Origin of the sequence: Methylobacterium sp. E-065 (assembly GCF_022829605.1) — a bacterium.
Lineage (GTDB): Bacteria > Pseudomonadota > Alphaproteobacteria > Rhizobiales > Beijerinckiaceae > Methylobacterium.
The window spans coordinates 1-10,324 of the sequence record NZ_JAKSYD010000218.1 but is presented as its reverse complement, the minus strand read 5'-3'; the positions used below and the strand labels follow the sequence as shown (position 1 = coordinate 10,324).

11 protein-coding genes, 1 tRNA gene and 1 pseudogene are annotated in these 10,324 nt (G+C 71.1%); 5 read left to right on the top strand and 8 right to left on the bottom strand.

What is annotated here, in order from left to right; genetic code table 11:
- The 5 genes from MKK84_RS25755 to MKK84_RS25735 all read left to right on the top strand — a co-directional run.
- A partial coding sequence (locus tag MKK84_RS25755; protein WP_243924870.1) for a CheB methylesterase domain-containing protein occupies positions 1-328 on the top strand: 328 nt, incomplete at its 5' end.
- Positions 325-1,197 (top strand): CheR family methyltransferase, encoded by an 873-nt coding sequence (locus tag MKK84_RS25750; protein ID WP_243924869.1) that lies wholly within the window; start codon positions 325-327, stop codon positions 1,195-1,197. The genes MKK84_RS25755 and MKK84_RS25750, both read left to right, overlap by 4 nt.
- A gap of 227 nt (positions 1,198-1,424) precedes the next feature.
- Positions 1,425-2,036 carry a hypothetical protein gene (locus tag MKK84_RS25745; protein ID WP_243924868.1) on the top strand — a complete coding sequence of 204 codons (612 nt, stop codon included), beginning with the start codon at positions 1,425-1,427 and terminating at the stop codon, positions 2,034-2,036.
- Positions 2,037-2,169: 133 nt separating this feature from the next.
- A complete protein-coding gene (locus MKK84_RS25740) occupies positions 2,170-3,192 on the top strand; it encodes an asparaginase (RefSeq protein WP_243924867.1) in 1,023 nt (340 codons plus the stop codon).
- A 154-nt stretch (positions 3,193-3,346) separates the two neighbouring features.
- Positions 3,347-3,880 (top strand): isochorismatase family protein, encoded by a 534-nt coding sequence (locus MKK84_RS25735; RefSeq protein ID WP_243924866.1) that lies wholly within the window; start codon positions 3,347-3,349, stop codon positions 3,878-3,880.
- Positions 3,881-3,886: 6 nt separating this feature from the next.
- Here MKK84_RS25735 and MKK84_RS25730 read toward each other — a convergent pair whose 3' ends face one another.
- The 8 genes and pseudogenes from MKK84_RS25730 to MKK84_RS25695 all read right to left on the bottom strand — a co-directional run bounded on the left by MKK84_RS25730 (position 3,887) and on the right by MKK84_RS25695 (position 10,121).
- Complete coding sequence (locus MKK84_RS25730; RefSeq protein WP_243924865.1) at positions 3,887-4,483, bottom strand: sigma-70 family RNA polymerase sigma factor; 597 nt, start codon at positions 4,481-4,483, stop codon at positions 3,887-3,889.
- On the bottom strand, positions 4,480-4,776 hold the full coding sequence (locus MKK84_RS25725; RefSeq protein WP_243924864.1) for a NepR family anti-sigma factor: 297 nt from the start codon (positions 4,774-4,776) through the stop codon (positions 4,480-4,482). The genes MKK84_RS25730 and MKK84_RS25725 overlap by 4 nt, the downstream gene beginning before the upstream one ends.
- A gap of 464 nt (positions 4,777-5,240) precedes the next feature.
- Positions 5,241-5,780, bottom strand: coding sequence for a c-type cytochrome (locus MKK84_RS25720; RefSeq protein WP_243924863.1), 540 nt, complete (start codon positions 5,778-5,780; stop codon positions 5,241-5,243).
- A complete protein-coding gene (gene soxC, locus MKK84_RS25715; RefSeq protein ID WP_243924862.1) occupies positions 5,767-7,008 on the bottom strand; it encodes a sulfite dehydrogenase in 1,242 nt (413 codons plus the stop codon). The genes MKK84_RS25720 and soxC overlap by 14 nt, the downstream gene beginning before the upstream one ends.
- 65 nt (positions 7,009-7,073) lie before the next feature.
- Entirely contained in the window at positions 7,074-8,153 is a 1,080-nt protein-coding gene (locus MKK84_RS25710) for a YeiH family protein (RefSeq protein ID WP_243924861.1), read from the bottom strand.
- 525 nt (positions 8,154-8,678) lie between these two features.
- Positions 8,679-9,620, bottom strand: coding sequence for a hydroxyacid dehydrogenase (locus MKK84_RS25705; protein WP_243924860.1), 942 nt, complete (start codon positions 9,618-9,620; stop codon positions 8,679-8,681).
- Positions 9,621-9,681: 61 nt separating this feature from the next.
- Positions 9,682-9,954 (bottom strand): annotated as a pseudogene (locus MKK84_RS25700) (D-galactarate dehydratase); the annotation flags it as partial.
- A 92-nt stretch (positions 9,955-10,046) separates the two neighbouring features.
- Positions 10,047-10,121 (bottom strand) — tRNA-Thr (locus MKK84_RS25695).
- Between the last annotated feature and the right edge of the window lie 203 nt (positions 10,122-10,324).

Genomic DNA, 10,324 nt, shown 5'->3' with positions numbered 1-10,324 from the left:
GGGCCCGAACGGACCCATCATCAAGCTGACCGACGGGCTGCCGGTGAATTTCTGCCGGCCGGCGGTCGACGTTCTGTTCAAGGACGCAGCGGTCGTGTTCGGCGCCGCCACGCTCACCGTGATCCTCACCGGCATGGGCTCGGACGGCACCAACGGTGCCCGGTCGCTCACCGATGCCGGCGGTCCGGTCCTCGCCCAGGACGAGGCGACCAGCACGGTCTGGGGGATGCCGGGCAGCGTCGCCCGGGCCGGCCTCGCCGAGGCGGTCCTGCCGCTGCCGGACCTCGCGACGGCGTTGCGCGCCATGATCACGGGTCAGCCGGCATGACCGAACTCGAATTCGAATTCCTGCGCGGCTTCCTCAAGCAGCGCTCCGGCCTCGCGCTGACCGCCGAGAAGCGCTACCTCGTGGAGAGCCGGCTGACCCCGATCTGCCGCCGCTGCGGGCTCGGAAGCCTCGGCGAGCTGATCAGCACGCTCAAGCTCGGCCGGAACGGGGCGCTGGAGCGGAGCGTGGTCGAGGCGATGACCACGAACGAGACCTTCTTCTTCCGCGACCGGATCCCGTTCGACCTGTTCCGCGACACGCTGCTGCCGGAGGCGCTGATCCGCAACGCCAGCCGGCGCCGGCTGCGGATCTGGTGCGCGGCCTCCTCCACGGGCCAGGAGCCGTACTCGCTCGCCATGCTGCTGCAGGAGGCGGCGCCCCGGATGCCGGGCTGGCAGGTCGAGATCGTGGCCACCGACATCTCCACCGAAGTGATCGAGAAGGCCAAGGCCGGGCTCTACAGCCATTTCGAGGTCCAGCGCGGCCTGCCGGTGCAGTGGCTGATCAAGTACTTCAATCAGGTCGGCGAGCAGTGGCAGATCGCCCAGAGCCTGCGCAACATGGTGGATTATCGCCAGCTCAACCTGCTGCAAAGCTTCACGATGCTGGGCCAGTTCGACATCATCTACTGCCGCAACGTGCTGATCTATTTCGACGCGCCGACGAAATCGGACGTGTTGGCGCGGCTCGCCGCCCAGCTCACGCCGGAGGGGGCTTTGCTTCTGGGCGCGGCCGAGACGGTGATCGGGTTGACCGACCGGCTCGCACCGCATCCGAAGCATCGCGGCCTCTACACGCATGGCGTGCCCGCGGCGCGTCTGGGTGAGACCGCGGCGGTATTGCCGCTGCGGGTGGCGGCCGGCGTCTGATCCGGGTTCCGGGCGACGCCGTCGACCGGGCGCGGCCACGCGCCACCTCCGGTTCCGGTCCGCAGGAGGCCCCGGCATCCGCCGCGCGGCGACGCGTGGATCCGGATTTCAACCCGGTGTCTCACCGTGCCAGCGCTAGGGAAACCCACTCTTCAGAACTGCGTGGGTAATTTGCACACGGACCCGCCGCCGGGCGATTCCGGCAGTCCCGTGCCCCGAGCGTTTCCATGAGTCCCATCAGTTCCTCCACGACGTCGCAGCTCTACGCGCCGCGACGGTCGGCCCAGGACAGCCCGCAGACGCGGATGGCCGACACGATCAGCAGCGCGCTCTCGGCCGGCACCCTCAGCGGCACCGACGCCACCGCGTTGACCAGCGCCCTGTCGTCGATCGACTCCAGCCTGTCGGCGGACCGCGCGAGCGCCGGCAGCGGCACCGAGGCCAAGCTCGACCCGTCCTCCATGAAGGACCGGGTCGACAGCCTGATCGCCGATCAGGTCAGCAGCGGCAGCCTGACCGACGATCAGGCCACCGAGCTGAAGACCCTGTTCGCCAGCCACGGCCGGAGCACCCAGACCGGCGACGCGGCGGATGGCGGCGTCTCGGGCGCGGGCGGCCCACCCCCGGGACCCCCGCCGGGCTTGCCGGCCGCCGCCGACGCCTCCGGCAGCGGCTCCTCCGGTTCGTCGAGCAGCGCCGACACGTCGTCGACCAACGATCTCCTGGCCGGCTTCCTCCAGCAACTCCAGAACAGCCAGTCGTCCAGCGTCGGCTACGGGGCGAGCGGCACCAGCGCCAGCTCCCGCGTCTCGGCCCTGCTGGTCGACTTCCGGAGCTGACGCGATCGCGTCCCGGCGCTGCGCCCATCGTCCGGCGCATCGCCCGCCTGCGCCCGGCGGGGTCGACCGGGGCCTCGCGCCGCGGCATCGTCCGCCCGCATTCGCGAGGCCGGGGACGGCCGGGAGGCTCGGCATGGCGGCAGGCATGATGACGGAACGCGGGCTGCCCAAGGTCGCGTTCATCGGGACCGGCGGCACGATCGCGTCCCTCGGGCGCGACGCCCTCGACATCCTCGACTACGGCGCCACCGGCCGGCGCCTGGAGGCCGGCGGCATCCTGGAGGCGGTCCCGGAACTGGCCGCCGTGGCCACCATGGTGCCGGTCCCGTTCCGGGCGGTTCCGAGCCCGGCGATCGGTTTCTCGGAGTGGCGCGACCTCGTGCAGCTGTGCGCGCGCCTCGCCGCCGAGCATCCGGACCTCGCCGGGATCGTGATCGGGCACGGCACCGCCACCCTGGAGGAGACCGCCTACGCGCTCAGCCTCACCCTGACGGTCGACCTGCCGGTGGTGCTGGTGGGCTCGCAGCGCCCGATGAGCGCGCTGTCGACCGATGCCAAGCTCAACCTCGTGGCGGCAGTGCGCACTGCGGCGGCGCCCGAATCCCGCGGGCGCGGCGTCCTCGTGGTGCTCAACGACGAGATCCAGGCGGCCCGCGAGGTGACCAAGACCTCGGTGGCCCGGCTCCAGACCTTCCGGACGCCGGATTTCGGGGTGCTCGGCCAGGTCGACGGCGATCATGTCCGGTACTACCGCCGCTCCGAGCGCGCGCACGCGCCGGGCACGCCCTTCGACATCCGGGATCTGCCCGCGCTGCCGCGGGTCGACATCGCCTACGGCTACGCCGATGCCGACGGCACCGCCGTGCGGGCGTTCCGGGCCGCGGGGGCGCGGGGCCTCGTCGCGGCGGGGCTCGCCCCGGGCATGGTCCCGCCCGGCGAGGCCGAAGCCCTCGAGGCGGCGGCCGCCGCCGGGATCGTGGTGGTGATGTCGACCCGGGCCGGGAGCGGCGTGGTGCCCCTGTCCACCCGCCTGCGCGAGCGCGGCATCCTCAGTGCCGACAACCTGACCCCGCAGAAGGCCCGGATCCTCCTCGCCCTGGCGCTGACCGTCACAGCGGAGCCGGCGGCGGTGGCGCGCGTGTTCGCCACGTATTGAAGAGCCCGCTCGGCCCGGGATTCCAAAGGGCGAGCCCTTTGGCGGGTTCTCAGGGCAGAGCCCTGAGACGTTTACCAGGGCGCTGCCCTGGACCCGCGAAAGGTCTCGACCTTTCGAAACCATGACTGTCCCCGTCCAACAGACTCCGAGACCGATGCCGTTGATCGACCCCGCCCGCTCCCTGCTCCTCGTCATCGACGTTCAGGTCCGGCTGATGCCGGCCATTGCGGCGGGCGCCGAGGTGATCGTTAACACGGGCCGTCTCGCCGCCGCCGCGAAGCTCCTCGACGTGCCGGTGCTGGTCACCGAGCAGAATGCCGGGGGCCTCGGGCCGACGGTACCGGAGCTCGCCCCCGAGCCCGGGACGGCCATTCCGAAGATGAGCTTCGGCGCCGTGCAGGCCCCGGGCTTTCTCGACCGCCTGCCCGACGACCGCGATTGCGTGGTGACCGGCTGCGAGGCGCATATCTGCGTGCTGCAGACGGTGCTCGGCCTGCTGGAGGCGGGGCGCCGCGTCTATGTGGTTGCCGATGCGGTCGGCTCCCGCAAGACCGGGAACCGGGACGCAGGGCTCGCCCGGATGGCGGCCCACGGCGCCGAGATCGTCACCACCGAGATGGTGGTGTTCGAGTGGCTCGGCACCGCCCGGCATCCGCGCTTCCGCGAGGTCGTCCGGCTGATCAAGTGAGGCCGCTCAGCCCCCGTCGAGCGCCGCCCGGGTCTGCGCGTCGGTGCCGATATCGTCCGTCCCCTCCATGCCCAGCGCCTCGATCAGCCGGACCCGCGCTCGGCTGACCCGGCTCTTGATCGTGCCGACCGCGACGCCGCAGATCGCCGCCGCCTCCTCGTAGGTGAAGCTCTGGGCACCGACCAGGACCAGCGCCTCGCGCTGGGCGGCCGGGAGCTGGTTCAGGGCGCTCTGGAACTGCGCCATCTCCATCCGGACCTCCTGCTCGGGCAGGCTGGTCAGCCGGCCGGCATGGACCCCGTCGGCATCCTCGACCTCGCGCTTGCGCTTGCGCTGCTCCGAGTAGAACAGGTTGCGCAGGATCGTGAACAGCCACGCCGTGAGGTTGGTGCCCCGGCGGAAGCTCGCGGCGTTGATCCAGGCCCGGACCAGCGTATCCTGCACGAGGTCGTCCGAGCGGTCGAAATCATAGGTCAGCGAGAACGCGAAGGCCCGCAAGGCCGGGATCGCGCCCAGCAGGAGGTCGCGCATCTCGGGGTCGGCGCCCGTCGGGGCCGCGCCGGATCCACTCCCCGCGGGAACGGCTTGGAGCATCAGGGTCATGGCTGGGCCTCCGTGTCGGCGAGGGCGTCGAGGAGCGTCAGGAGCCGGTCCGGGACCGGAAGGGACAGGACGTCCGCGTAGTGCAGGCGCAGGCCGCGCCCGATCCGCTCCCGGGCTGCCGCATCGATCGCGCGTTGGGGCGCGCGGGGGCGTTGTCGCGACGGGAACGCAACGACCGACCCGGCCGTCGCGGCCCGCGCGGCGCTGGGGACCGCCCGCTCGTCTTTGCTCCCTGACATGTGGTTGCGCCCCGTGCCGTGCGCGATGCGGCCCCGCGGGGTCCTGCGCTTCACCGTGCCGATCCGGGGACGGGCTACGGTGAGACGCGTCTCATCGCCTTCGGACGGCGCTGGTAGGCGCTCCGGATTTAATCGGTTCTGAATTATACATTCAGGGAACTTTAATCTTCAAATAGCCCAGCTTGTCTCAGTTTTTCAAATTATGTCTGCAGTTACAATCCAGAAATACTAGTCTATAGCTTGGCTATAACGAATATCAGCCCCGCTGCCTGAACGGCGGATGAGCGGTGCGATCGATCCCGGCTTGGCGCGTCTCTCCACCGCGGAGGCGAGGATGTTCAACTTCGCGGGCACAGACGCGCTCTCCTCCCCGCAAGGGGGAGGGGAAACACGCTTATTTCTCAAGCCCTTGTCGTCCGGCAGAGACGTGTGAATCCGCAAGCCCCCAGGGGGGGGGAGGGGCGTCGGGTACGGGTCAGCACTCTTGATAAGCGCCCAGGAGTCACAGGCGCCGCCGGTCAGCGGACGTCCGGCCGGGGATCCGGGACGAAGCCGTCGCGGTTCGGCATCCGCACCGCGGCCAGCCCATGGGCGTCGAGCATTGCCTCGTCGGGCACGAGACCGTTCAGGTTCAGGATGTAGGCCGAGACCGCGTAGACGTCGTCGGTGCTGAGCGATTCCGGGGCGTTCATCGGCATGGCCCGGCGGATGTAGTCGAACAGGGTCGGCGCGTAGGGCCAGAAGCTGCCGACCGTCTTGAGCGGCTTGGCCGAGGCCAGGCTGCCCCGGCCGCCGACCAGCGGATCGCCGATCCCGCCCTCGCCGCGGGCCCCGTGGCAGGATGCGCACTGCGCGTCGAATACGTCCCGGCCGTGGGCGACGCTGCCGCTGCCGGGGGGCAGCTTCCGGCCGTCGCGGTCGATGTCGATGTCCCAGGCGGCGATCTCGGCCGCGGTGGCGGCCCGGCCGATGCCGTAGCGCTCCGCGGCCCGCGCCGCGCCGACGCCGCCGAGCAGGAGCAATGCAGCCGTCAGTGCGCGGGTGTTACGCGTAGCCATTGGTCACCTCGCCGGTCGCCGCGATGCGCCAGGGGATCGTCGCGTTGTTGTGGTAGAAGGATTTGAGCCCGCGCACGGCGGTCAGATCCGAAAAGCTCGGCTGCACGTAGCCGGTCTCGTCGACCGCCCGGCTCATGATGGTCGTTGGCTGGCCGTTCCAGGTCCAGGGCAGGCGGAAGCGTGTCAGCGCCCGGGTCAGGACCGGCTCCTGCAGCGCCGCGTCCTGCCAGCTCTTGCCTCCGTCGGTCGTCACCTGCACGCCCCGGATCTTGCCGCGCCCGGTCCAGGCGATGCCGCTGATCTCGTGGAAGCCGGGGGCGATCCGCTGGGTGCCGGAGGGCCGGGTGATGATCGACTTCGCCTCCATCAGGAAGGTGAATTGCCGCGCCGTGCCGTCCGGCATGGAATCCGTGTACTTGGACGTCTCCTCGCGCGAATAGGCCGGCTCCGCCGTCACGTTGAGGCGGCGCAGCCACTTCACGTTCATGTTGCCCTCGAAGCCGGGCAGGAGCACCCGCAGCGGGTAGCCCTGCTGCGGCCGCAGCCGTTCGCCGTTCTGGCTGTAGACCAGCAGCGCGTCGTCCAGGCACTTGTCGATCGGGATGCTGCGGGTGAGGGCGGCGGCGTCGGCCCCCTCGGCCACGACCCATTGCGCCTCCGGCTTGAGCCCGGCCTCGCGCAGAACCGTGGCGAGGCGCACGCCGGTCCATTCGGCGCAGCTGACGAGGCCGACGAGGTCCGAGGCGGTCTTGCCCTTGATCGCCTCGAAGCCCGGATTGCCGGAGCATTCGAGGAAGTAGATGTGCGATTCCGACGGGAAGCGGCGGATGTCGTCCATCGTCAGGATCAGCGGCGCCTCGACGAGCCCGTGGATCATCAGCCGGTGCCGGGCGGGGTCGATGTCGGGGATGCCGCCGTGGTGGCGCTCGTAGAACAGGCCGTTCGGCGTCAGGATGCCGTCGAGATCCTGAAGCGGCGTGCGGCTCGACGCGGAGGTGTACTGCTTGAGGCCCTTGGGCACGTTGCGGATCACGTCCGCCTCGAAGCGCGAGGGCGTGCCGTAGGTCTGGCTGCCGACATCGGCGCCGGGCGTCTTCATCCAGTCCGGGATGGCGGGGGGCGCCGCCTCGTCGGCCCGGGCGCGTCCGCCCACGAGGGCCGCCGCCGCGGCCGCACCCTGGACGAGGAAGCGCCGCCGGGCCGGCGGATCGTCGGAATCGCGCGTCATCGCTCGTCGCTCCAGTCGCTCGGTCGGGCCCCCCGGGGGAGGATACGGGGTCGGCCCGCCGGCGCCTACCGGATTGCGAGCCCGTGGATGAGGCAGAGGCTCACCGCGACGAGGACGGCGAGCGAGGCGGTGACCGCCAGGGTCACGCGACCGCCCACCCGGGCCAGCACACGGACATCGACGCCGAGGCCGAGCGCCGCCATGGACAGAATCGTGAGCACGCCCGCGAGCTGGGTCAGCGGCTTCACGGCGGCGTCGGGCACCAGCCCCAGCGAGCGCAGGGTGGCGAGCGCCAGAAAGCCGAGGATGAACCACGGCACCAGCTTGGTCAGCCCGGGCCGGGCTGGCGTCTGGGACGCGGCCGAGTCCGGAGCCTGCGGCAGCCGGGGGGCGATCAGCGAGAACGCCACCACCACGGGGCCGAGCATCAGCACGCGCACGAGCTTCACCAGGGTGCCGACCTGGGTCGAGAGCAGGCTCACCGGCACGGTGGCGGCCAGCACCTGCGGCACGGCGTAGACCGTGAGCCCGGCGAGCACGCCGTACTGATTGTCGCTCAGGCCCGCCAGCGGCACGAACAGCGGCAGACCGAGCACCATCAGCACGCCGAGGACGGCCGTGAACGCGATCGCGGCGGCGATGTCCTTCGGCTCGGCGCCGATCACCGGCGCCACCGCGGCAATCGCCGAGTTGCCGCAGATGGCGTTGCCGCAGGCCACCAGGATCGCCATCCGGGCCGGCAGGCCGAGCGCCCGGCAGATCGCCACGCTCGCCGCGATGCCGATCACCACGGTGCCGACGATGCCGGCCAGCAGCGCCGGGCCGGAGGCGAGGATCGCCCCGAGACTGAGCGAGGCGCCGAGCAGCACCACGGCGACCTCGAGGAGTTGCTTCGCCGAGAACGCGATGCCGGTGCGGAAGCGCCCGTCCGGTGTCCAGGCGGTGCGCACCGCGATGCCGAGCAGGATCGCAAGCACCAGGGCCTCGACGTAGGGATGGCCGGTGGCCCGCTCCTCCAGCGCCTGCGCGGCCATCGCCACGGCGGTGATCGCCGCGCACAGGCCGATGCCGGGCAGGAGCGCGGTGCTGACACCGGTTCCGGCGGCGGAGCGGGCGGCGGGCTTGGAGGAGGCGTCAGCGCTCACGACGGTCGCTCCCGAAGGACGGGCTGTCGGCTCCGTGCATCTCCCTCCCCCTCTGCGGCCCACAATACTCACGCATCTAGATTGCACATTGACGTTCGTGACGGAACGCAGCCGGCCCCTCCCCCGTGTGGGCTACGATGTTCACGGATCTCCGTTGGGCACTGGGGTCGACGACGGAACGCGACGGGCTCCCTCTCCCGGGCGGGAGAGGGTTGGGGTGAGGGATGAGAACGCTCAGGATAGGGGACACGATTGATGTGCCGACAGGGCGCACTGCGTTCTGAAAGTTCTCGACCCTCATCCTACCCCTCTCCCCCCTCGAAAGAGGGGACCCGCGCTCGATCCTGAACCGGTGTATCCGAACCCGCTGTGTGAATCCGCAAGCCCCTGCGGAGGAGGGAGGGTGCGTGGTAGACCCGGAGCGCAAAACCTGTCCGCGCTCCAATGAGCCCATTCGCCTCGGCACCGACCAGCGCCTGGGCGGCCAGGTTCTCGGCCTCCGGCAGGGCCAGGGCCGGCATCGGCTCAGCGCTCCGTCAGGTGGCGGCGCACGGCCCGCGCCGTGACGGACGAGACGCGCACGTTCGATTCCTGAGTCACACCGGCGATGTGCGGCGTCAGGATCAGGTTCGGCACGTCGGCGAAGACGGCGCCGGCCTGCGCGTCGAGGGGCTCGCGGTCGAACACGTCCAGCGCCGCGCCCCCGAGATGGCCGGCGCGCAGCGTGTCCGCCACGGCCGCCTCGTCCACGATCCCGCCCCGCGCCGCGTTGATCAGGATCGCGCCCTTCGGCATCCGGGCGAGGGCGGCCGCGTCGATCAGGCCGCGGGTCTCGTCGGTGAGCGGCACGTGCAGGGACAGCACGTCGCTCTCAGCGATGAGGGCCTCGAGATCCCGGTTCCGGACGGGGCCGTGGTCCGGGCTCCAGGCGGGATCCCCGGGATCGACGAACGGGTCGTGGGCCGCGACCTCCATCCCCAGGGCCGCGGCCCGGCGGGCGGTCTCCCGGGCAATCGACCCGAACCCGAGGAGGCCGAGGCGCCGGCCGGCGATCTCGCGGCCCATCAGGGCGTTGCGCGGCCACGTGCCGGCGGCGACGCGCGCCGTCGCCCCGTAGGCGCCGCGCAGCAGCAGCATTGCGGTGGCCACGACGTATTCGGCCACCGCCCCGTCATTGGCGCCGGTCGCCGGGTAGACCGCGATGCCCCGCTCCCGGCAGGCCGCCATGTCGATATTGTCGAGCCCAACCCCGAGGCGGCCCACCACCTTCAGATCCCGCGCGGCGTCGAGCAGGGCGCCGCGCACCTGGGTCCGGTTGCGCACGATCAGCGCGTCGGCACCGGCCAGCGCCGCCGCCAGCGCGTCCGGCCGGTCAACGAGGCCGGGATCGTACAGGGTGTCGAAGCCGGCAAGGTCCTCGGCGATGGCCGCCTCGTCCATGAACTCGCTGATGACGACCTTGGGCATGGTCTCTCCTCGTTCCCCTGCCGGTCCGGCGCCCGTTACGCGGGCGCCGGGCTCGGCGTCGGGCGCTACGATAGAGCTTCGTCATCACGAATTCCCGGTGGCCGAGGGATTCGGCCGCCGTGAGCCGGCCATTGGTGGTGCGCACCACCCTGACCATCAACGCGTCGCCGGCCTGCCGGATCGTCCTCGCGCGGCTGAGCACGCCCGAGACGGCGATAGGCTCGCCCCTGGTGCGCACGGCGCTGGGATTGCCGGTGATCTTGATCACCGGGACGATCGCGTTGCCGATCACGTTGCCCTGGCCGCTCGGGACAGTGGGGATCACGTCGCCGGCCACCTTTGCACTGTCCGGGTCGACATCGCGCGGTCACCGCTGCGCATCGGCGGGCGGGATGGGAAGGGACAGAGGGTCTGCCGGAATCCGATTGGTGCCGGTGGAGAGGATCGAACTCCCGACCTTCGGTTTACAAAGCCGCTGCACTACCGCTGTGCTACACCGGCGGGCGCCTTGAAACCGTTGAGAAATCTTGCGGTTTCAGGTCGTCAGGGGGACTTTTGACTACGTTTGAGGGCGCTTCGTCAAGGCACAGATCCCGGCACAGTCCGTCCATGGCCCGGCCGCGTCGCGCTTCGGGCGCGTACGGACGGTCGGCGCTCCGGGACATCGGGGGGCGCCACAGCCTGAACGATCCGCGATCCGACGG

Coding starts and splice junctions, on each gene's coding strand:
- MKK84_RS25750 (WP_243924869.1), top strand. CDS start 325: ATGACCGAACTCGAATTCGAATTCCTGCGCGGCTTCCTCAAGCAGCGC.
- MKK84_RS25745 (WP_243924868.1), top strand. CDS start 1,425: ATGAGTCCCATCAGTTCCTCCACGACGTCGCAGCTCTACGCGCCGCGA.
- MKK84_RS25740 (WP_243924867.1), top strand. CDS start 2,170: ATGGCGGCAGGCATGATGACGGAACGCGGGCTGCCCAAGGTCGCGTTC.
- MKK84_RS25735 (WP_243924866.1), top strand. CDS start 3,347: ATGCCGTTGATCGACCCCGCCCGCTCCCTGCTCCTCGTCATCGACGTT.
- MKK84_RS25730 (WP_243924865.1), bottom strand. CDS start 4,483: ATGACCCTGATGCTCCAAGCCGTTCCCGCGGGGAGTGGATCCGGCGCG.
- MKK84_RS25720 (WP_243924863.1), bottom strand. CDS start 5,780: ATGGCTACGCGTAACACCCGCGCACTGACGGCTGCATTGCTCCTGCTC.
- soxC (WP_243924862.1), bottom strand. CDS start 7,008: ATGACGCGCGATTCCGACGATCCGCCGGCCCGGCGGCGCTTCCTCGTC.
- MKK84_RS25705 (WP_243924860.1), bottom strand. CDS start 9,620: ATGCCCAAGGTCGTCATCAGCGAGTTCATGGACGAGGCGGCCATCGCC.